Origin of the sequence: Streptomyces dysideae (genome assembly GCF_001514305.1) — a bacterium.
In the GTDB taxonomy this organism is placed as follows: domain Bacteria; phylum Actinomycetota; class Actinomycetes; order Streptomycetales; family Streptomycetaceae; genus Streptomyces; species Streptomyces dysideae.
Map to the genome: position 1 here is coordinate 673,826 of NZ_KQ949075.1, position 20,614 is coordinate 694,439.

Sequence of the window (20,614 nt, forward strand, 5' to 3'; positions counted from 1 at the left end):
GGCGGAGGCGACCAGGGGGCTGCCGGGGGCACACCGGGGCCGGCCTGCGGCGGGGGATCCGAAGGCGGGCCCCGGTGCGGGTCGGGGGGAGAGGCGACCGCGCCTGCGGCGGTGGGGGCGACGACGGCGGCGGGGGCGGCCCGGGACCGGCTGGGGACCGGCCCGGGACCGGGCGCCGGGATGTCGGCGGCCTCAGAACGGCCGGGACAGTTCCTCGGCGAGGATCCGGACGGTGTCCGTGATCTGCTTCTCGGTGTGCTCGGAGGTGATGAAGAACCGCAGCCGGGCCAGCCGTTCCTCCACCGCCGGGTGCAGGATCGGGTTGGCGCTGATGCCACGCTTGTAGAGCCGGTCGGCGAGCAGCAGCGCCTTCATGGAGTCGCCCGTGATGCACGGCACGATCGGGGTGCCCTCGCTGGTGCCCACCTCGACCCCGGCCTCGCTCGCCAGCCGCAGGAACAGTGCCGAGTTGTCGTGCAGCCGGGTGACCCGCTCGGGCTCCTCGCGGATCAGCCGCAGTGCGGCGAGAGCGGCGGCGGTACTGGCCGGGGGCAGGCCCGCGCTGAACACGAAGCCCGGCAGCGTGTACCGGAAGTGCTGGATCAGCTCGTGGCGCCCGGCCACATAACCGCCGCAGCTGGCCAGGGACTTGGAGAGCGTGCCCATCCAGACGTCGACGTCCTCGGGGGTGACGCCGGAGTGCTGGGCCATGCCGCCACCTGTCTTGCCCATCACGCCGATGCTGTGCGCCTCGTCCACCATCAGCAGGGCGTCGTGCTTCTGCTTCACGGCGATCAGCGCGGCCAGGTCGGCGGTGTCGCCGTCCATGCTGTACACGCCCTCCACGACGATCAGCACCCGGCGGTAGCGGTAGCGGACGTTGGTGAGGATGCGGTCCAGGGCGGCCGTGTCGTTGTGCGGGAAGGGCTGCCGGCTCGCCCCGGACTGGCGGCAGCCCTGGAGGATGCTGTCGTGGGCGAGTGCGTCGTGCACGATCAGGTCGTCGGGGCCCATCAGGTGCCCGATGACGGTGACGTTGGTGGCGTGGCCGCTGACCAGCGTCACCGCGTCCTCGGCGCCGACGAGTTCGGCCAGCCCGCGGTCCAGTTCCTCGTGCAGCGGGCGGTTGCCGGACAGGATGCGGGCGGCGGACACCGAGGAGCCGTACCTCTCGACCGCGTCCCGGATGGCCTCGGCGACCGCCGGATGGCCGGACAGCCCGAGGTAGTTGTAGCTGGAGAACGAGATGAGTTCCGTGCCGTCGATCCGGGTGGTGTCCCGGATGGTGCCCTCGTGCTGCAGGAAGTAGGGGTTGTGGACCCCGGCCCGCTCGGCGACCCGGCTGCGCTCCAGCGAGGCGAGGACCTCCGGGAAGACCCGGACGTCGGCGGTCAGCCGACGGTCCGCGGCCGGCCGTACGGTTTCCGCGGCGGGACGTACGGCGTCCGGGACGGCGTCCGGGACGGCGGCCGGGGCGGGACGCACCGCCTCGGGGACGGCGGCCGGTGCGTGTGCGCGCTGTGCCGGGACCGCGCTCTGCACGGACGTCACCGGCTGCGCCCCGATCCGGTTCTGTACGGTCGCGACCAGCTCCCCGATCGTGGTGATGTTCACCACGTCCGCGGTCTGCACCTCCAGGCCGGGCCATTCCTTGCGCAGCCGTGCCGCGAGGTCGGCGAGCATGATCGAGTCGAAGCCGAGGTCGGTGGCGAAGACGTGCTCCGCCCGCAGGAAGTCCTCGGAGTACGCGCTGACCCGCGAGATCGCGGCGAACACCCGCACCGCCACCTCGTCCGCGGCGACCGGGGGCTCGGGCAGCTCCCGCACCTGGACGGGTCCGGCCATGAGGACGTGCCCGCTACGGGGCGCGAGCGCGGCCTCCACCAGGCGCTCTCCGGCGGCGGGGTCCGCGAGGTCGCCCGGGTGGGGCTCGCCCGCGGTGGCGGCCGTGGGGTTGAACGATTGGAGCAGGGACAACTGGGCGTGCATCAGCTCGATGAGACCGCTCATCCTCGGCTCTCCGATCAGGTGGGTGGCGGCGGGGGAGGGAATGACCGTGCGGATGTGCGGCACGGGTGCGGCGGGTGTGGCCGCCGGGCGGGTGGGCGCCGGGGGCAGGGCCGCCGGAGCGGAACCGGGGGAGGCGGCGGGGCGCCCCCGGCCCGTTCCGGTGCGGATGGTGTAGGCCGCGGTCTCCAGCGGAGACACCGGCAGCCACAGCAGCGGCGCGGTGCTGCCGGCGAAGAGCGGCGCCGGGTCGACGGGTACGCCGGCCACCGCGAGCCGGCCGAGGGCGGTCAGCAGGGCCTGGCCACCGTCCGGCCGGGAGGGGGTCAGCGGGAGCAGGGTCAGCCGGGCGCCGGCCTCGTCCTGCCGCGCCATGCGCAGCAGGGTGTCACCGCCGTAGATCTGCACCAGGAAGCGGACCCCGGCGTCCGTGACCGACCGTACGGCGCGGGTGAACCGTACCGGGGCGGTGTTGTGCCGGGCCCACAACTCCCGTATATCCTGCGGCTGTTCGCAGGTGAGACCGCTGACGCTGGAGACGAACGTCCGGGCGGGCCCGGTCAGCGGAAGGGCCGCGATCGTGTCGGCCATCACCTCGTCGGCCGCGGCCACGAGGGGGGAGTGGAAGGCGTGCGAGACCTTGAGCCGGACCGCCGCGATGCCCTCCTCGGCGCAACTCGCGCGCAGCCGGTCCACGGCCTCGACGCTGCCGCTGAACACCAGCTGGCCCCGGTGGTTGTAGCAGGCGGGCCACACGCCCTCCACGTCTGCGGCGACCCGCTCCGCCTCGGTGGCCGGTGCCTGCACGGCGAGCATGGCGCCCGTCCCGGAAGACACGGCGGCGGCGAGAGCGGCCCCGCGCCGGGCCATGAACGCGACCGCCTCCGGCCCGCCGAACGCGCCGGCGGCGACCGCGGCCGGGAACTCGCCGACGCTGTGTCCGACGGCGAGATCCGGCTCGACCCCGCAGGCGGCGAGTAGTTCAATGGTGGCCACCCCGGTGATGCCGAGGCCCGGCTGGCACATGTCGGTCACCATCAGGGCCGCCTGTGCCTCGGCGTCGTTGGGGTCCTGCCGTTCCCAGAGCAGCTCGGCCAGTGTCGCGGGCAGTGCTTCGTTCTGATCGGCCGTCAGCGCGGCCAGTTCCGCGGCGCGCTCGGCCAGCACGGGGAAGCGCCGTACCAGGTCGGCCAGCATGCCGGGGCGCTGGGAACCCTGGCCGGGAAAGGCGAAGGCGATCTTGCGCTCCTCCGGCGGCAGCGGCTTGTCCGCGGCGTGGACGCCCGGGGCCAGTTCGCCGAGGGCGCCCTCCGCCAGGCGGCGGGCGGCCAGTTCGAGGCGGTCGAGCAGTTCCTCGCGGGTGGCGGCGACCACGGCCAGCCGCGCGGTGAGCAGTTCGCGGGCGGCCAGCGTCCGGGCCACGGCGGCGGGCGTGGCCTCGGCGTTCTCGGCGACGGCCCGGTGGACCTGCTCGGCGTGGTCGGCCAGCAGCGGTACGGACCCGGCGGAGAGCAGGAACAGCCAGGGGGTGTTCTCCGTGCCCTGGTCGTTCCCGGCAGGCGTGGCCGACGCGTTCCGGCGCGCCCGGGCGGGGGTGGTCTTCCTGCCCCGGTTCCTGCCCGTGCCCCGGCCCTTCCCCGCGGGCGCGGTGAGCCCGTCCCGGCCTTCGCCGGCGGCGGCGGTCGGTACGCCCTCCAGGACGGCGTGCGCGTTGGTGCCGCCGAAGCCGAACGAGCTCACCGCCGCCCGGCGCACGCCCTTGCGGGGCCACGGGACCTGCTCGGTGGTCAGCCGCAGCGACGCGTCGCCCAGCGCCAGGGCGTCGTTGGCCCGGGTCCCGGCCGGCTGCGGCGGGACGACTCCGTGGTGGACGGCGAGCGCCGTCTTCACCAGGCCCGCCGCGCCGGCCGCCGACATCGTGTGGCCGATCAGCGCCTTGGAGGAGGTCACATAGCAGGGTTCGGTCTGCTCGGACTCGGCGCGCAAGCGCCGGACTGCCTCAATCTCGGTCCGGTCGCCGACCGGCGTGGCGGTGCCGTGCGCCTCCAGCAGATCGATGTCACCGGGACTGATCCCGGCGTCCCGGTACGCGGCGCGCAGGGCGGCCATCTGCCCCTGGACCTGCGGTGTCATCGGGCCGCCGCCCTTGCCGTCGTTGGCGGTGCCGACCCCGGTCACCACGGCGTAGACGCGGTCGCCCGCCGCGAGGGCGTCCTCCAGCGGACGCAGGACCACCAGGCCGCCGCCCTCACCCAGGACGAAGCCGTCCGCGCGCTCGTCGAACGGGCGGCACACCCCCTCCCGGGACAGGGCGCCGGCCCGGGAGAAGCCGACCATCGGGGTGGGCGAGAAACCGAGATAGACGCCGCCCACCAGGGCGATGGAGCAGGCCCCGGAGCGCAGACTGCGGACTGCCTGGTCGAGCGCCACGAGCGCGGAGGAGCAGGCCGCGTCCACCGACAGCGAGGGGCCGCCGAGGTCGAAGACCTCGCTCACGGTGCAGGGCACCATGTTGGCCAGGGCGCCGGGGATCGTGAACGGCCCGAAGGGCATCAGCGCCGAACCGGCCGCGCCCTGCAGGGCGGCCAGCAGGTGCGGGTCTCCCCCGTCCTGGTGCAGTGATCCGTCCGCGAACAGGTTCGCCGTGATCCTGGCGACGCTGACATCGCGGTGGTCCAGCGAGGTCACTCCCGCGAACACACCCGTCGAGGCACGGTCGAAGCCGCCTCGCTCCCAGCCCGTGTCCTGCAGGGCCTCCCGGGCCAGGTCGACGAAGAGCTTCGCCTGCGGGTCCATCGTGCGGGCCCGGCGCGGCGGGATGCCGTAGTGCGCGGGGGCGAACTGATCGACTTCGGGGAGGAAGGCCACCTGGTCGGTGTAGACGCTGTGCGGCTCCCGGAAGTCTCCCGGCCGGTAGTAGGCGGAGTGGTCCCAGCGACTTCGCGGCACCTCGGAAAACTGATGCTCGGCGTTGAGCAGCATTTTCCAGAACTCATCGATGTTCGCGGCTCCGGGAAATCGACACGACATTCCGACAATAGCCATACCAGCCATGGTCGATACCTCGATCCAACGTTGACTGATGAATTTGTTACGACGCCTTGAACGCATGGCGACGCCGCCCGCGAAGAGTTGTCGGGGGCCACCGCGATTGCGTCTTGGTTCGCTTTCCGTGGCGTCGGTGCTCAAAGTCTCATGAGACAACGCGAGGCTGGACAAGCCTGCTTCTCATCCAGCGGAAAAGCTACTCACGGTAACCGGGAGAATCACCGGCCGGGGCCCTGGTTTTCGCCTCTACGGTCGGAAGCCGGCCTGGTGGGCGAGGTCAAGGACCGCCCGGTCGAACAGATCGTCCCGGGCGTCGACCACCCGGTCGAAGCGCCCGAACACCTCGAAGCTCAGCAGCCCGAAGAGCTGGGCCCAGACGGCGGCCAGCCCGGGCACGGCCGCGGCGGGGAGGTCGTGGCCGGACTCCCGGACGAGCTGCCGGGCGTCGGGACCGATGCCGTCGGCGGAGACGTCCGTCTCGGTGGACACCTCCAGCACGCCGGCCGCGTGGGCGCTCGCCGCGATGGAGAACAGGACGAGGACGACCCGGGACGCCGGGCCCACGGTGTCCGACGGCGCGGTGTACCCGGGCACGGGGGAGCCGTAGATCAGTGCGTACTCGTGCGGATGGGCCAACGCCCAACGGCGAACGGCCTGGCAGACGGCGATCCACTCCTGCACCGTGCCCGCCGGCCCGGACTTGTCGAGCGCCTGCTCGGCGGCCATGCCGACGGCGTCGTACGCGTCCACGATCAGCGCCGTGAGGAGATCGTCACGGCTGGGAAAGTAGCGGTACAGCGCCGAGGAGGCCATGCCCAGCTCCCGGGCCACCGCCCGCAGGGACAGTCTGGCGGCACCCTCCGCGAGGACCTGTGTGCGGGCCTCGTCCTTGATGGCCTCGGTGACTTCGGCCCGTGCGCGTTCCCTGGCTCCTCGAATGACACCCATGCGAACAGTCTGCCACTGTTCGGTGCAGTGACCAAGAACGAGAGCAGTGCTCTTGCTTCGGAGCGCCGATCGGTGTAACACTGCACTCATGCGAGAGCACTGCTCTCTCGGCGGATGAAACAGATCGAGCTCTACCCACGGTGAAAACCCCTGAATCCCGTGGCGCACACCACCGTGTCGACCGGCCCGGGCGCAATGTTGAGCCCGGGCGGGATTCCGCGCACCGATTCACACCGAACCACACCGTGAACCACACCTTCCGAAGGAGTTCATGGCGATTTCGTCGGCCTGATTCCAGCAGTAGTAACAGAAAGGACTCCGTACGATGGCCACCTCGGTGCCCTCCAGGAGCGATCGGAAAAAACGCCGCGGACCGTGGTTCACGCTCCTCGCGGGATTACTGTTCCTTCTCATCAGCGGCGCCGCGAGCGCCGGTGTGCTCGACAATCTCAAATCGGGTGGTTTCGACGATCCGGGCTCCGATTCTGTGCACGCGGCCTCGGCCCTGGAGCGCGCGTTCCCCGACAGTCAGCCCAACCTCGTCATCCTGGTGAAGGACGCCAGGGACGGAGTGGACAGCTCCCGGGCGTCCGCCAAGGCCGACGACATCGACCGGACGATCGATAACACCTCGTCAGCCCGGGTCGTGGCCTCGTACTTCGAGACCCCCGACAAGGCGCTGCGCTCCGGCGACGCGGGTCTGATCCTGGTGCGGGTCGACGGCGACGAGAACGAGAGCATGCGCACCGCCGACGAGTTGCACGAGAAGCTCTCGGACCCCGACGGCGCCGTGTCGGTGTCCTTCGGCGGCATCACCGCCATCAACAACGACATGAACAAGCAGGTCGAGAAGGACATCATCGCGGCCGAGTCGATCGCGGTCCCGATCACCCTGCTGCTGCTCGTCATCGTGTTCCGCGGTCTGATCGCCGCGCTGCTGCCGATGCTGCTGGCGACACTCACCATCGTCGGCGCCCTGGCCGCCGTCAACGTCGCCGCCCAGTTCACCTCGGTGTCGGTCTTCGCGGTCAACCTCATCACCGCGTTGGGGCTCGGCCTCTCCGTCGACTACAGCCTCCTCATCGTCACCCGCTACCGCGAGGAACGCGCGGCGGGCCGGAGCAACGCCGACGCCCTGCGCGTCACCCGTGCCACCGCGGGCCGTACGGTCCTCGTCAGCGGGGCGGTGGTCGCCGCCGCCCTCGCCGCGCTGCTGGTCTTCGACCAGTACTTCCTGCGCTCCTTCGCGCTGGCGGGCATCGCGGTGGTGGCGTGGGCCGTCCTCGGCTCGCTGCTGTTGCTGCCCCCGGCGCTGGTGCTGCTGGGCGACCGGATCGACGCCCTCGCCCTCGGCCGCCGCCGGACGGCGCCCCGCCCCGCGGCGGACACCTTCTGGGGCCGCTTCGGCGCCCTCGCATTCCGCCGCCCGGCGCTGCTCGCCACTCCGGTGGTCGCCCTGCTGCTGGTGATGGCCGTGCCGTTCGGCGGCGCCCAGTTCGGCGTCCCGGACGAGCGGGTGTTGCCCGAGGACAGCGAGAGCCGACTGGTGACCGAGGCGGTACGGGACGACTTCGGCGCCGGGGACGACCGCGCGCTCAACGTGGTCTCCACGGACTGGAAGGGCACCGACGCCCAACTTGCCACGTATTCCGCCGAGTTGTCGAAGACGGCCGAGGTCACCCAGGTGACGGGCGCGGCCGGCGTCTACGAGGACGGTACGAAGGTCACCGCGCTGCCGGCGCAGACGGCCGCCGGCTTCCAGAAGGACGGCGCGGTCCGGCTGCTGGTCGAGACGGACCTGGTGCCCTACTCGGACGAGGGCGGCGACCTCGCCCGCGACATCCGCGCGGTCGACCCGCCCGGCGACAGTGAGGTCCTGGTCGGCGGTCAGGCGGCCCAACTCGTCGACATCACCCACTCCATCGCCGGCAAGCTGCCCCTCGCGCTCATCCTGATCGGCCTGTTCAGCCTGCTCCTCCTGTTCCTACTGACCGGCAGCGTGCTGATGCCGATCAAGGCGCTGTTGTTCAACACACTCAGCCTGGTCGGCATCCTCGGTTCGGCGGTCTGGATCTTCCAGGACGGCCATCTCTCCGAATCGCTCGGCTTCACCCCCTCGCCGCTGGCCGTGTCCATGCCGGTGCTGATCTTCTGCATCGCCTTCGGCCTGTCGATGGACTACGAGGTCTTCCTGGTCGCCCGGATCAAGGAACGCTTCGACCGCACCGGCGACCTGGCCCGCTCGGTGCGCGAGGGACTGGGAGGCAGCGGCCCCGTCATCACCGCCGCGGCGGCCATCCTTGCTGTCTCCTTCTTCGCCATGCTCAGCTCCGGCGTCTCGCTGATCAAGATGTACGGCCTTGCCACCGGCCTCGCGATCGTCCTCGACGCCTTCCTGGTCCGGGGCGTCCTGGTGCCGGCGTTCATGCGGGCCGTCGGCCCCTACAACTGGTGGGCCCCGGCCCCGCTCAAGGCCCTCCACCGCCGCTTCGGCATCCGGGAGTCGGCCGAGGAGGAGCCGCGAACCCCCGCCCCCCGCACGGAACAGACCACGACCGACGTCCAGCGTGAGAAGACGGGACTTCTGCCATGACCGCGACCGAGAGTGAAGAGAGAGGCTCCCAGCGCGAGCTGCCGGAGATCGCTGCCATCGCGGCACGCGCGGCGAACGCCCACAACACCCAGCCATGGGACCTGCGTTACCGGGCCGACCACATCGAGGTGGGCTGGCGCACCGAGTACGCCCTCGGGCCGAGCGACCCCTCCCACCGCGATCTGCGGCTGTCCCTGGGCACCTACGTGGAGACCCTGCTGATCAGCGCCGCGGAGGCCGGCGTACCGCTGGAGTTCGAACCCGACTACGACGCCGGGGCCACCCGGGTCGGCCGGCTGTGGCCGGCCGGGACTCCCCGTACGACCCCGTTCACGGTCTCCGACATCGAGGGCCGCAGGGTGTGGCGGGGGCCCTGGTCTCCCCGGCAGGTGGACCTGCCGCTGATCGGGGCTGCCCAGCGGGCGGCGCGGGAAGCCGGGTTCCGCGTGGCCGCGGTGCCCACGGCGTCGGCCCGGCCCCTGCTGGTCCGCGCGTACCACTGGTTCTTCGGCCACGCCGGGATCGCGGCCGAGCTGCTGGCCTGGACCCGGCTGAACCCCCGTCAGCCCGAGTACCGACAGGACGGTCTCAATGACGTGATGCTCGTGCTCAACCGGGCGGAGCGGACCGCGATGCGGGTGCTGTTCGCCCCCCTCGTCTACCGGTTGCTGCGCCCGCTGGGCCTGGTCCGGCTGCTCACCGTGCTCTCCTCCAGCGCGACCAGCGGCGACGGCTGGGTCCTGGTGATCCTCGGCAAGGGCAGCGACCCGGCGCGGGAGGTCGAGGCGGGGCGGCTGGTCACCCGGCTCTGGCTGCAATTCTTCCAACAGGGCGTGTACGTCCACCCGCAGAGCCATGTCATCGACTGTCCCGGCACGGTGGACGACCTCGCCGAGCTGTGCGGGGCCGAGGACGGGGAGCGGCCCCTGGTCTTCTTCCGAGTGGGTTTTCCGGCCACCGATCCGGCGGTCCGGCCGCGGCACCCGCGCCGAGAGGAGGCGGGGGCACAGGCCTGAGGCCTGAGTACGACCGGTTCTGACCCGCTCCGTCCTGCTCGGATCTGTCCGGAAAAGGGCGGAGCGGGGAGCCGGAGAAATCCGTGGGACGACGGACAGAAATTCCCTAATGCGTAGCCGAAATTTACAGCTGCGCATATCGGCGGGGTGGCTAGAATTCCCCCTGCCTCCTTTCCTGATTTACCTGGAGATGCAACTATCCCCATGGCTCTCGACCGGGCCTGCGTCTTGAATGTGAAGGGAATCCTGCCGGATGTCCGTCTCGCAAGTCAGCGAAGACCGCTCGATCATCGAGCGCACGTTCAGTGTTCTGGAGGCCTTTAATTTCCAGGACCGTTCCCTCACGGTGAGCGATATCAGCCAACGGGCGTGTCTGCCGGTGGCGACCACCTACCGCATCGTCACGAAACTCGTTTCCTGGGGAGCCCTGGAACGAATAGAGGGAAGCCGGTACAGTATCGGTCTGCGGCTCTGGGAAATCGCATTGCTCGCTCCGCGGCACTCCGCTCTCCGTGCGGTGGCCATGCCGTACATGCTGCAACTCCACGCCAGGGCGGGTGTCTCGGTGACGCTGGCCGTCCGGGACGAGCTGGAGGGAATCTGGCTGGAGGGCGTGTGGACGAGTGAGGCCCGCTGTCGCGGTGCCGTGGGAAATCGATTCCCGCTCCACGCGACCGCCGCCGGAAGGGTTCTCCTCGCTCACGCAAGCCCCGAAACGCAGGAGGAGCTCTACACCCGGAACCTGCACGCGTACACGAGGTGGACCCAAAATGACCCACTGGTCCTGCGCGCCATCGTCGAGCAGGTGAAAATAAGCGGATACGCGATATGCGACCGCGAGTTGAGCGAGAGCGTCTGCAGCGTCGCCACTCCCATATTCGACGGCGACGGAGCCGTCATCGCGGCCATCGGCCAGGTCACCGAAACGGAAAACGGCGACGCAGCGCAGCGCGCCGAACTCGTATTGGCCACCGCCAAGCTCATTTCCGAACGGTTCGCCGCCCTGCACAGCGCCGAGTACGGAAAAAAGCGAAGACGTTCCAGACAGCAGGCCCCCCTGTAACCACTCGGACCACTCTGATTCAAAGAACCTGAACTACGTCAATCTACAGGGAGCAGCACATGACCACCGTCACCCAGGAAGAAGTCCTCGCCGGCCTCGCCGAGATCGTCAACGAGATCACCGGGGTCCCGGTCGAGGACGTTGCCGTGGAGCGATCCTTCGCCGACGACCTGGACGTCGACTCGCTGTCCATGGTCGAGGTCGTCGTCGCCGCCGAGGAGAGATTCGGGGTCACCATCCCCGACGAGCGCGCGAACGAACTGAAGACCGTGGGCGACGCCGTCGACCACATCGTCAACAACCGGGACTGACAAGGCACTTCAGGCACATCACCGACCGGCGGCCGGACGGCCGCCGTTCCGTCCGGCACCACCCGTATCCAGACGTGGAGTGATTCCTGTGAAAGCGATTGACCGCACCGTGGTCGTCACCGGTCTCGGTGCCACCACACCGCTCGGTGGTGACAGCGCCTCGACCTGGGAGGGCCTGATGGCCGGCCGCTCCGGGGTCCGGCTCCTCACACACGACTGGGCCGCCGAGGTCCAGGTGCGCATAGGCGCCGAAGTCGCCGTGGAGCCGACGGAGGTCCTCCCCAGACCCCAGGCGCGCAAGCTCGACCGTACGGCCCAACTCGCCCTCGTCGCGGCGCGCGAGGCATGGGCCGACGCCGGATTCACGGGCCAGGCGGGCACGGACGCCTCGGTCGACCCCGACCGGCTCGGCGTGGTGATCGCCTCCGCCATCGGTGGGGTGACGTCGCTGCTGGAGCAGTACGAGATCCTCAAGGTGCAGGGCGCCCGCAAGGTCTCCCCGCACACCATTCCGATGATGCTGCCCAACACCCCGTCGGCCAACGTGGGTCTGGACGTGGGCGCCCGCGCCGGCGTGCACAGCCCCATCAGCGCGTGCGCGTCGGGCGCCGAGGCCATCGGCTACGCCATCGAGATGATCCGCACAGGTCGGGCCGACGTGGTCATCGCCGGCGGCACCGAGGCGGCCATCTGCTCGCTGAACATGGCGGCCTTCGGCAACATGATGGCCATGTCCAAGCGCAACGACGACCCGGCCGCGGCCTCTCGTCCCTACGACACCGACCGCGACGGGTTCGTCATGGGTGAGGGTGCGGGCGTCGTCGTACTCGAAGCGGCCGAGCACGCGGCCCGGCGCGGGGCGCGTGTCTACGCGGAGGCCGTCGGGCAGGGGCTCTCCGCCGACAGCCACCACATCACCCAGCCCGAGCCGTCGGGCCGGGGCATCGCCGCCGCGCTGACGAGCCTGCTGGACACCAGCGATCTCAAGCCCTCCGAGATCGTCCACGTCAACGCGCACGCCACCTCGACACCGAAGGGCGATGTCGCCGAAATCCTCGCGCTGCGCAAGGTGTTCGGCGACGACACCGACCACTTCGCGGTGTCCGCCACCAAGTCCATGACGGGACATCTGCTGGGCGGGGCCGGCGGTGTCGAGACCGTTGCCGCCGTCCTCGCGCTCTGGCACCGCGTCGCCCCCGCGACCATCAACCTCGACAACCCCGACCCCGAGGTGGAGGCGGACATCGTCCGCGGCGACCACCGAGCCCTGCCCGAGGGGCGCATCGCCGCTCTGAACAACTCCTTCGGATTCGGCGGCCACAACGTGGTGCTGGCATTCCGTACGGTGTGACGGATCCGGCGCGTACGAGGCGGACGGCACGCCGCTCTTTCGGCGTGCCGTCCGCTTTGGGTGACCGGCCGGGAGCATGGCGCGAAGTCCGGGATTTCGAACGGAATGTTTGACATGAAGTCGGCGATTATTTTCGGCCATATGTTTCTCGCCATGCCCCTCTGGGGTCGGCCGCTCGCCCTTTGGCCTCCTGTCGAAATGCGCCCGGCGGCACATTGACGCGACGCATGAAGAATTTGCTGAAGTTGGTCACTTCCGTGAATCCGAGATGATGGGCTATGGCTCCTATCCCCCAGTCCGTGTGGACGAGCAGCCGCTGTGCCTCCAGCGTCACCCGCGTGTCGATCAGGTCCTTGGTGGACCTTCCGGTGGCGGCCCGGCAGACCCGGGCGAGGGTGCGGGTACTGCAGCTCAGCGCGGCCGCGTAGTCATCCACCAGCCTGGTGGTCCGGAATGAGCGCTCCAGTTCGCGGCGGAACCTGCGGACGAGAGTCATCGACTCGTGGCCGTGCTCGCGCGGGACGCCGCCCCCGTCCGCCCGTAACGCGTGACGCCAGCGGCACAACTGGTCGATCCGCAGCAGCAGCACCGCCAGCAGATGTCTGAGCAGGTCATCGCCGAGTCCCGGGTCGGGTCGCCCGAACTCCTCCCTGAGCAGGCTCACGATCGGCTGGAAGGTCGCCACTTCTGTGCCGGACAGCTGCCAGAAGGTGGGACGGAGCGCGTCGTCGAGCATCTCCAGGGTCCCGCCGAGGGGCAGTGGGAACGTCTCCGTGAACAGAATGACGGAGGCCTCCAGGTCCGGCGCCACCCGGAACTCCAAAACCTGGGACGGGCGGGTCCAGAAAAGGGTTCCGGGCCGGAGGCCGAAGGGGGTGAAGTCGGCCGACAGTTCGCCCGAGCCTTCGGTGACCAATGCGATCTGGTGGAAATCGATCCGGTGCGGAGACGCCATCAAGTCCAGTGGCGCGTGTTTGCGAACCGTACTGAAGGTCGTCACGGCGAGTTCCAGGTCCCTGCATATGAGTGCGTAAGGAAAGACGGGGATCGGCGCCGATGCGAAATTGACCATAGTCGTTCCTTAATCAACCTTTCAGGGGCGTGCTTGATCGTTCAATTATGGTGGCGTGATCGCTCGCCGCCAGAGGGCCTCAGGTGCGCGGGCGAGTTCGTCAAGGGAAGGGAACTCGACGGGATGACCACCCACCCCACCGTCCCCGAACGCTCGGCAGTCGACCGCACGCTTCGCATCCTGAGTGCCTTTGACCGGCACAACCAGATCCTGACGCTCAGCGAGATCAGCCGTCGGTCGGGCCTCCCGGTCGCCACCGCCCACCGGATTGTCACCAAACTGCACCGCCTGGGAGTGCTGGGACGGACGACCGACGGCCGGTACGGCATCGGCATCAGGTTGTGGGAAGCGGGCACGCTCGCCCCGCGCAGTTCCCTGGTGTCGGAGATCGCGCAGTCTTCCCTGGTGGATCTGCACAACCAGACCTCGGCAGTCGCGCTCCTCGTGATCCGCGACGGCGACGAGAGCGTCTGTGTCAGCTTCGTCTCCCGCGATCCCGGCCACGCGACGGCGCCCGGGGCCCTGGGGCGCCGCAGGCCGTTGCACACCACCGCGATGGGTCTGGTCCTGCTGGCTCACACGAGCGCGGCCACGGGGGGCGAGCCGGGTTCCGGCGCGCCCCCCGCGGCAGGCGCGGGAGACCCGGCACTGCAGCGCCGTCTGGCGGGGATCAGGCGACAGGGCTACGCGGTGGCCGCCGGTACCCCCTCGCCGAACGTCGGCGGGCTCGCGGCCCCGGTGCGTGACGCGCAGGGTGAGGTGGTCGCCGGCGTCGGTGTGATGACGCACATCCACGCGTTCCAGCAGCTGCAACTGGTGTCACCGGTCCTCGCCGCTGCCGCGGCCGTGTCCCAGGGCATCCAGGCGTTCTCGGGACGGGACCGGACGCTCGACCCGCCCGCTTAGAGATTCCCAACATGTGGCCCTTCCCCGTGCGATGACGCGGAAGGGGAGGAACTTGACAGGATCTTGAAGAAGCGCAGGATTCACGTGGACCGCTGGAAGCGGCATCGGAGGGTTCAGTGTTCGCGTCAGAAGTTCAGGCACCAGTCGACGAACGGGGCGATGCTGCCGTGGACCCGGTGGTCGTCGGTCGTCGTCATGGCTGCTGTGCAGAAGAACCTGACCTTGCCGAACTCCAACTCCATGGCCTGGAGCAGGTTGTGCAGGCCCAGTTTCTCGCGCAGCCAGTCGCGGACGGCGGCGCTGTCGTCGAGGCGGTCAGGGGCGAGGCCGCGTTCGACCAGGAGGTCCGTCTTGCTGGTGGCCACCGCGAGGCGGCAGCGGCGCAGGGGCGTTCCAGCACCAAGGTGTCGTCGAGCAGCAGGTTGCGCAGTTGGACGTCGCCGTGGCGCGGGCCGTGGGAGATGGGCGGCAGCGTCGTCAGGCACCGGGTGAGACGGCGGATCAGCTCCTCCTCGGCCTGCTCTAGGCCCGGACTTCGCAGGTCACCCGATCGTGAAGATCAAGCGGTCGGAGCTGATCGCTCGCCGATCGGAATCGTAGCGGCGATAGCGGTCCCGGTCCGGCCTGGTCGAGATCGAACGCTGGGAGGCCGCTGCGGCGAACCTTTTCGGCGACGTGCGAAGTGCGGGTCTAGGAGTCCATCGGCCGCGGCCAGGTGGCGTTCCAGCTTCGCCAGTCCGCCCACGGCCTGCGCCATCATGGGCGGCTCGCAGGAGTGCAAGACGCGCAGCAGCCGTCCGAGCGGCTGATGGACTTGAAGTGACCAGCTACGCCGACCAGGTAGAACGCCTGGTCGGCAGAGCGCTGTCAGCTTGCGAACGCCCGCCCCGCCCCTGACGATGCGGCTTATGACACGTTGCGAAGTGTGTGGGAATGACTACGAGCTGGCGTTCACTGTGGAGACCCAGGACGGGTCACGTCACGTCTTTGATTCGTTCGCCTGTGCGATCCACCGCATGGCTCCCATCTGCGAGCACTGCCGTGTGCAGATCATCGGCCAGGGCGTCGAGGTGGAAGGCCACTGGTACTGCGGCGCCCACTGTTCGCGTGCAGAGGGAAAGGCCGGCATCGTGGACAAGGTTGGTTCTGCCGTATAAGTAAGGGCCCCTCCCGCGTGGAGGGGCCTCGGCGTTTGGGTCAGGCTGCGATGAAGGCCGGTTCGGCTCGGGCCGCGTCGAACCGGCCGCCGCGACTCTTGGCGGGGTGAATGAGTACGGCCCGGAGCACCTTCCGGACTATGATCCGCTGCCGCTCGATCGACAAGCTCTCCTAGCCGTTCTCTAGTGCTCTGACCACATACGTTCACCGGCTTGGGCGACCGTGAGGTGGTGAGGGTCAGGCTCGTGGCTGGGGCGTCCGCTTATGCTCAGCACGTGCAGCCGCCCTCCAAACGGCAGCTATCCGTTGATCTTGGCGTTCCCTGCCGAGCTGGCAAGGGATGCCGAGGCAGTTCTGGCGGTCATGCCTGCTTCCCGTCGCCATGCGCCACAGGGTGAGCCGTCGGCGCCGTACGGGCGAGAGCACGCCGGGCGAGTCGCCGCGCAATCACCCGTCCGTACGGTCATCCCTCCGACGCCGGCTCGACATCGCCCAGCAGCTGCCCGAACGCCGCCTCGTCCACCACGGGCGTCCCGAACTGCCGCGCCTTGACCACCTTCGACGTGCCCGAGTCGGGGTCGTTGGTGACGAGCAGGCTGGTCAGCCGGGAGATGCTCGTGGCGACATGCAGCCCGGCCTCGGTCGCCCGGTCCTCCAGCAGGTCGCGCTCGACCGACGTGTCCCCGGAGAAGGCCACCCGCATGCCCTGCTTGAGTCTTTTGCCCTCTTCGTAACGGCCCGGGTTGGGATAGGGGCATGCGGGCCTTTTACGGGCGGGGCGCCAACTGGTCGGCCGGTAGCCGCCGTAGCCCGCCTGCTGCCGGGGCACGGCCCGGTCGGTCCACTCGGTCAGCGGCCGGCACTCGTGCAACGGCAGCCGTACGCCGCCCGCCGCCGCGGCCCTCAGGCTCGGCCGGAACGCCTCCGCCAGCACACGTGCGTCATCCAGCGCGTGGTGCGCCCGCTCCTGTACGACGCCGAAGTGGGCGGCCAGCGACTCCAGCTTGTGGTTGGGCAGCGGCAGGGCCAGCTCCTTGGAGAGCGCGATGGTGCACAGCCGCTGCCGCACCGGCGCCTCGCGCTCCGCTCGCGCGTACTCCCGCGCGATCATCTGCCAGTCGAAGACGGCGTTGTGCGCGACGAGGACGCGGCCCTCCAGGCGGGTCGAGAACTCCTCGGCGATGTCGCTGAAGAGGGGCGCCCCTTCGAGCATGTCGCTCGTCAGACCGTGGATCCACACGGGGCCCGGGTCCCGCTCCGGGTTGACCATCGTGTACCAGTGGTCCTCGACCTCGCCGCGCGCGTCCAGCCGGTAGACGGCCGCGGAGATTATCCGGTCGTCCCGGGCCAGGCCGGTGGTCTCCACGTCAACGACCGCGTATCCGTGCGGATACGCGGCCGGCCACGCTGTGGGGGAGGACACTGCGGTCATGGGGTCTTCGAGCATGGTCCCTGAGGATACGGGCCACCACTGACAGCCCTGTCCCGCACCCGGCCTTTCGGCGTCCTCTGTGGTTCCCTCAGGGCCCGTGCCACGCCTGCCCGTTCGAGAGCCGCTGCCCTTTTCGCCGTCGCGGAACCGGAGCGCCCCTGGGCGGTCTCCGTCAAGTTCCGCCGTGCGGTGCGCGGTTCGGATGCCGACGTCGAGCCGGCCGGTCGCGGAGCGTCGGTTCGGGCTGCCGACGTCCGGGGTGCAATCCTCCCGATATGACCGAACCGACACATGGCGAGGCCCACGGCGGCACGCTCGGCTCGCGGCTGAACTGGCTGCGGGCCGGGGTCCTGGGGGCCAACGACGGCATCGTGTCCACCGCGGGCCTCGTCGTCGGTGTGGCCGGCGCGACGGACGACCGCTCGGCGCTGCTCACCGCCGGGCTGGCCGGTCTGCTGGCCGGCTCCATGTCGATGGCGGCGGGGGAGTACGTGTCCGTCTCCACCCAGCGCGACTCCGAGCAGGCCGCGCTGGCCGTGGAGCGGCGGGAGTTGCGTGAGCAGCCCGAGGCCGAGCTGGAGGAGCTCACCGAGCTGCTGGAGGAACGGGGGCTCACCAGGGCCGTGGCCATGGATGCGGCCGTCCAGCTGACGGAACGTGACGCGCTCCGGGCCCACGCGCGCGTGGAACTCGGCATCGACCCCGACGACCTCACCAACCCGTGGCAGGCGGCCGGCGCCAGCTTCCTGGCCTTCACGGCCGGCGCCCTGCTGCCCCTGCTGGCGATGGTCCTGCCGCCCGCGACCGGCAGACTCCCGATCACCGTGGCGTCGGTCCTCGCCGCCCTCGTCCTGACGGGCTGGAGCAGTGCACGGCTGGGCGCGGCGGAACCGGTCCGCGCGGTCCTGCGGAACGTGGCGGGCGGGGCGCTCGCCATGGGCGTCACCTATGCGGCGGGGTCGCTGCTGGGAGCGGCGGGGGTGTGACACGCGCGCGTGCCCCACGCCATTGGCGGAGATCGCCAAGAAGCAAGCGCGTACCGTCGATAATACTTGTCAGTAACAACGTCTGGTCGCGGTCGGCCAGCGGTTCTACGGTGCGGACATGCCGAACCTGCCCGATGTCGTGCTGTGGTCGATACCCGCCTTCGTGCTGCTCACCGTGATCGAGATGATCAGCGTGCGCCTCCATCCCGACGAGGAGGCGGCGGGCTACGAGACGAAGGACGCCGCGACGAGCATCGGGATGGGACTCGGCAGCCTCTTCTTCGACTTCCTCTGGAAGATCCCGATCGTCGCGATCTACACGGCCGTCCACGAACTCACGCCGCTGCGCGTGCCCGTGCTGTGGTGGACCGTCCCCCTGATGCTCCTCGGCCAGGACTTCCTCCGCTGCCGGGCGAGCCGTAACTTGTCAGCCTGTGGCTCGTTGACCACTGCGGTGCGGGTCCCCGACTCGCCCCGGCCGCCGGGAGGGTGGTCGCCGGACGGGCGTGACCCGTCAAACTCCCCGGAGCGATCCAGGGGAGAGTCTCCCGCCCTGGTGCGGGAGAGAACTCCAACAGTTCTGGATCCACGCATCACCGCGGGATCCCATCGCCACCAGCAATTGGCGAACACGCCCCCGGTGCCTTTAGGTGTCGGGGGCGCCTCCCAGGGCGGCTACCTGGACCGCAACTTCGGCGGCATCCTCATCGTCTGGGACCGGCTCTTCGGGTCGTTCGTGGCCGAGACCGAGCGGCCCGTGTACGGATTGACCAAGAACATCAACACATACAACCCGATCAAGGTAGCCACCCATGAGTACGTCAACATCGTCAAGGACCTGAGGGCGGCGCGCGGTTGGCGCGAGCGGGCGGGGCGGGTGTTCCGGGGGCCGGGGTGGAAACCCGCTGCCGCGCCGGAGGCGGCCGAGGAGATCATGACCGCGTGACGATCAGCCGCCTCCTCCTCGCCGCCCTCGGCCTGACCGCACTCGCCGACCTCGCCTCCCTCGCGGCCGGCTTCGACGCCGGACACACCGTGGCCAAGCCCCTGCTGATGCCGCTGCTCGCCGTCTACGCCGCCCGGTCCGGGGCACCCCGGCTGCTGATCGCCGCCCTCCTGTGCGGCTGGGGCGGCGACGTCCTGCTCCTGTCCGACGCCGAGCCGGCCTTCCTCGCGGGAATGGCCTGCTTCGCGGTCGGGCACGTCTGCTATATCGCCCTGTTCCAGCTGCACGGCACCGACCAGGCGAAGGCACGCGCGCGTGGAGCCTTCCTCGGCGGCGTCTACACCCTCGTACTGGTCAGCACCCTGCCGAGCCTCTGGGCGGACCTGCCCGCCGACCTCCGCATCCCCGTCGCCGGCTACAGCGTGCTGCTGACCGTCATGGCATACCAGGCGACCGCGCTGTTCGGCCGCCTCGCCGGGACAGGCGGTGTGCTCTTCGTGCTCTCCGACACCCTCATAGCGGCCGGTGTCGCCGACTGGCCCCTGCCGCCGCGGCCCGACTTCTGGATCATGCTCACGTATATCACCGCACAGTTTCTGCTGGTCACCGGCATACTCAAAACCCTTGAGGTCCGCGCGGCACCGACGGCGGCGGTCACGGCCTGAGGTTCACCAACGAATCGGCACCGGCAGCGCCGTCAGCAGCCCCGACACGGCCACCACCACCCCCAGCGCGACGACCTCGGTGCGCGCGGGGGAGCAGGCGGTCAGCGGGTCGTTCGCGCGGCGCAGCCGGATCCGCGCCCACAGGGCGAGCCCGGCGACAGCCGCCACGAGGATCACCTTGGCGAGCAGCGCCCGCCCGTACGCCGTCTGCGTCAGCTGCTCCAGGACCGTCTCCGGCGGCATCCGGCGCAGCGAACTCCACACCCCCGTCGCCGTGATGGCGCCCAGCAGAACGGCCGCCACGCGCGCGTAGAGCCCCAGCAGGGCGGCGCCCGCCTCCGGCACGCCCCACCGGCGCAGTGTCCGCAGCGCGTGCAGCAGCCCGCCCACCCAGAGCGCCGCACAGGTCAGATGCACGAGCGTCAGCCCGGAACCGACCAGCGGACTGTGCTCGGGCGCGGGATGCGCGCGCAACGCCTCCGCCACGACCACCGCGGCCAGCGGCCACACCTGGCTGCCCGGCCGACGCGAGAGGGCGCACAGCCCGGCCACGGCGAAGGCGTTGACCTCGAGCAGCGCGAGCTTGCCGTCCCGGGACGCGTAGAGGCCGCCCACATCGAGGTCGGCGAGGCTGCCCGGCACCAGGTTCCCCGTGGACACGACCGAGGCGAGCCCGAGAGCGGCCACGAAACCGGCGGCGGCCGCGTACACCGCCCAGCTGCGGGGCGCGGCCGGGGGAGCGCCGGGCACGGCACGGGCCAGCCGGTTCACGAACAGCTCGCCGACCGACACGCACAGCGCCGCGAACAGCACCGCACGCAGCAGCGCGATCCCGCCGGCGCCGGGCGCGGCGGCCTCCCCGGTGCCGTGCAGCGCGGCGGACGGTCCGAGCAGCGGGATCATTGCCGCCAGCCCCACCAGGAGGAGGGTGGCGACGGCCCGGGCGGTACCGGGGCGCGGTGCGGGCCCGCCCGCGTCGGCCACCCCTGGGGTGGGTCTTGTCAACGTCACCTCAAGATGTTCACCAGCCGGGACAGAACCGGGCAAGTGCGGGAAAACAAGTGGCGGTACGGCATTCCGCCCCTGGGTACGTCTCCGGCTGCCCCGGCGCT

At 70.3% G+C, this 20,614-nt stretch carries 16 protein-coding genes; 10 read left to right on the plus strand and 6 right to left on the minus strand.

Features of this window, described 5'->3' with window-relative positions; genetic code table 11:
• Positions 1-192: 192 nt before the first annotated feature.
• Both AQJ91_RS03065 and AQJ91_RS03070 read right to left on the minus strand, forming a co-directional pair.
• On the minus strand, positions 193-5,052 hold the full coding sequence (locus tag AQJ91_RS03065) for a type I polyketide synthase (RefSeq protein ID WP_199847829.1): 4,860 nt from the start codon (positions 5,050-5,052) through the stop codon (positions 193-195).
• A 249-nt stretch (positions 5,053-5,301) separates the two neighbouring features.
• The gene (locus tag AQJ91_RS03070; RefSeq protein WP_067015847.1) at positions 5,302-6,003 is read right to left on the minus strand and encodes a TetR/AcrR family transcriptional regulator; all 702 of its coding nucleotides are present in this window, start codon (positions 6,001-6,003) and stop codon (positions 5,302-5,304) included.
• 436 nt (positions 6,004-6,439) lie between these two features.
• Between AQJ91_RS03070 and AQJ91_RS03075 the strand changes: the two genes are divergently transcribed.
• The 5 genes from AQJ91_RS03075 (at position 6,440) to fabF (ending at position 12,337) form a co-directional block, all read left to right on the plus strand.
• Positions 6,440-8,596: an MMPL family transporter gene (locus AQJ91_RS03075; protein WP_234381784.1), complete on the plus strand. Its 2,157-nt coding sequence runs from the start codon at positions 6,440-6,442 to the stop codon at positions 8,594-8,596.
• A complete protein-coding gene (locus tag AQJ91_RS03080) occupies positions 8,593-9,612 on the plus strand; it encodes a nitroreductase family protein (protein ID WP_067015852.1) in 1,020 nt (339 codons plus the stop codon). Before AQJ91_RS03075 ends, AQJ91_RS03080 begins: the two co-directional genes overlap by 4 nt.
• A 253-nt stretch (positions 9,613-9,865) precedes the next feature.
• A complete protein-coding gene (locus AQJ91_RS03085) occupies positions 9,866-10,675 on the plus strand; it encodes an IclR family transcriptional regulator (RefSeq protein ID WP_067015855.1) in 810 nt (269 codons plus the stop codon).
• 59 nt (positions 10,676-10,734) lie between these two features.
• Complete coding sequence (locus tag AQJ91_RS03090; RefSeq protein ID WP_067015858.1) at positions 10,735-10,986, plus strand: acyl carrier protein; 252 nt, start codon at positions 10,735-10,737, stop codon at positions 10,984-10,986.
• An 88-nt stretch (positions 10,987-11,074) separates the two neighbouring features.
• Positions 11,075-12,337: a beta-ketoacyl-ACP synthase II gene (fabF, locus tag AQJ91_RS03095; protein WP_067015861.1), complete on the plus strand. Its 1,263-nt coding sequence runs from the start codon at positions 11,075-11,077 to the stop codon at positions 12,335-12,337.
• Between the two features lie 127 nt (positions 12,338-12,464).
• Here fabF and AQJ91_RS03100 read toward each other — a convergent pair whose 3' ends face one another.
• Complete coding sequence (locus AQJ91_RS03100) at positions 12,465-13,409, minus strand: helix-turn-helix domain-containing protein (protein WP_067015864.1); 945 nt, start codon at positions 13,407-13,409, stop codon at positions 12,465-12,467.
• Positions 13,410-13,532: 123 nt separating this feature from the next.
• Here AQJ91_RS03100 and AQJ91_RS03105 point away from each other — a divergent pair, with 123 nt between their 5' ends.
• Positions 13,533-14,315: an IclR family transcriptional regulator gene (locus AQJ91_RS03105; protein ID WP_067015867.1), complete on the plus strand. Its 783-nt coding sequence runs from the start codon at positions 13,533-13,535 to the stop codon at positions 14,313-14,315.
• 125 nt (positions 14,316-14,440) lie between these two features.
• Here AQJ91_RS03105 and AQJ91_RS53330 read toward each other — a convergent pair whose 3' ends face one another.
• A complete protein-coding gene (locus AQJ91_RS53330; protein ID WP_067015870.1) occupies positions 14,441-14,680 on the minus strand; it encodes a hypothetical protein in 240 nt (79 codons plus the stop codon).
• Between the two features lie 543 nt (positions 14,681-15,223).
• Between AQJ91_RS53330 and AQJ91_RS03115 the strand changes: the two genes are divergently transcribed.
• A complete protein-coding gene (locus AQJ91_RS03115) occupies positions 15,224-15,472 on the plus strand; it encodes a hypothetical protein (protein WP_067015873.1) in 249 nt (82 codons plus the stop codon).
• Positions 15,473-15,936: 464 nt separating this feature from the next.
• Here AQJ91_RS03115 and AQJ91_RS03120 read toward each other — a convergent pair whose 3' ends face one another.
• Entirely contained in the window at positions 15,937-16,920 is a 984-nt protein-coding gene (locus AQJ91_RS03120; RefSeq protein WP_067015876.1) for a DEDDh family exonuclease, read from the minus strand.
• A 260-nt stretch (positions 16,921-17,180) separates the two neighbouring features.
• Here AQJ91_RS03120 and AQJ91_RS03125 point away from each other — a divergent pair, with 260 nt between their 5' ends.
• The 3 genes from AQJ91_RS03125 (at position 17,181) to AQJ91_RS03135 (ending at position 19,502) form a co-directional block, all read left to right on the plus strand.
• The gene (locus AQJ91_RS03125; protein ID WP_067015878.1) at positions 17,181-17,891 is read left to right on the plus strand and encodes a VIT1/CCC1 transporter family protein; all 711 of its coding nucleotides are present in this window, start codon (positions 17,181-17,183) and stop codon (positions 17,889-17,891) included.
• A 118-nt stretch (positions 17,892-18,009) separates the two neighbouring features.
• Complete coding sequence (locus tag AQJ91_RS03130; protein ID WP_067015881.1) at positions 18,010-18,837, plus strand: sterol desaturase family protein; 828 nt, start codon at positions 18,010-18,012, stop codon at positions 18,835-18,837.
• On the plus strand, positions 18,834-19,502 hold the full coding sequence (locus AQJ91_RS03135) for a lysoplasmalogenase (RefSeq protein WP_067015884.1): 669 nt from the start codon (positions 18,834-18,836) through the stop codon (positions 19,500-19,502). The genes AQJ91_RS03130 and AQJ91_RS03135 overlap by 4 nt, the downstream gene beginning before the upstream one ends.
• A 3-nt stretch (positions 19,503-19,505) precedes the next feature.
• Here the strand turns inward: AQJ91_RS03135 and AQJ91_RS03140 are convergent, their stop codons facing one another.
• Entirely contained in the window at positions 19,506-20,513 is a 1,008-nt protein-coding gene (locus tag AQJ91_RS03140; protein ID WP_067015888.1) for a CopD family protein, read from the minus strand.
• Between the last annotated feature and the right edge of the window lie 101 nt (positions 20,514-20,614).

What these genes read in the sequence shown, in the direction of transcription:
- AQJ91_RS03105 (WP_067015867.1), top strand. Translation starts at nt 13,533, where the DNA reads ATGACCACCCACCCCACCGTCCCCGAACGCTCGGCAGTCGACCGCACG.
- AQJ91_RS03130 (WP_067015881.1), top strand. Translation starts at nt 18,010, where the DNA reads ATGCCGAACCTGCCCGATGTCGTGCTGTGGTCGATACCCGCCTTCGTG.
- AQJ91_RS03065 (WP_199847829.1), bottom strand. Translation starts at nt 5,052, where the DNA reads ATGGCTATTGTCGGAATGTCGTGTCGATTTCCCGGAGCCGCGAACATC.
- AQJ91_RS03090 (WP_067015858.1), top strand. Translation starts at nt 10,735, where the DNA reads ATGACCACCGTCACCCAGGAAGAAGTCCTCGCCGGCCTCGCCGAGATC.
- AQJ91_RS03080 (WP_067015852.1), top strand. Translation starts at nt 8,593, where the DNA reads ATGACCGCGACCGAGAGTGAAGAGAGAGGCTCCCAGCGCGAGCTGCCG.
- AQJ91_RS03115 (WP_067015873.1), top strand. Translation starts at nt 15,224, where the DNA reads ATGACACGTTGCGAAGTGTGTGGGAATGACTACGAGCTGGCGTTCACT.
- AQJ91_RS03070 (WP_067015847.1), bottom strand. Translation starts at nt 6,003, where the DNA reads ATGGGTGTCATTCGAGGAGCCAGGGAACGCGCACGGGCCGAAGTCACC.
- AQJ91_RS03125 (WP_067015878.1), top strand. Translation starts at nt 17,181, where the DNA reads ATGACCGAACCGACACATGGCGAGGCCCACGGCGGCACGCTCGGCTCG.
- AQJ91_RS03085 (WP_067015855.1), top strand. Translation starts at nt 9,866, where the DNA reads ATGTCCGTCTCGCAAGTCAGCGAAGACCGCTCGATCATCGAGCGCACG.
- AQJ91_RS03100 (WP_067015864.1), bottom strand. Translation starts at nt 13,409, where the DNA reads ATGGTCAATTTCGCATCGGCGCCGATCCCCGTCTTTCCTTACGCACTC.
- AQJ91_RS03120 (WP_067015876.1), bottom strand. Translation starts at nt 16,920, where the DNA reads ATGCTCGAAGACCCCATGACCGCAGTGTCCTCCCCCACAGCGTGGCCG.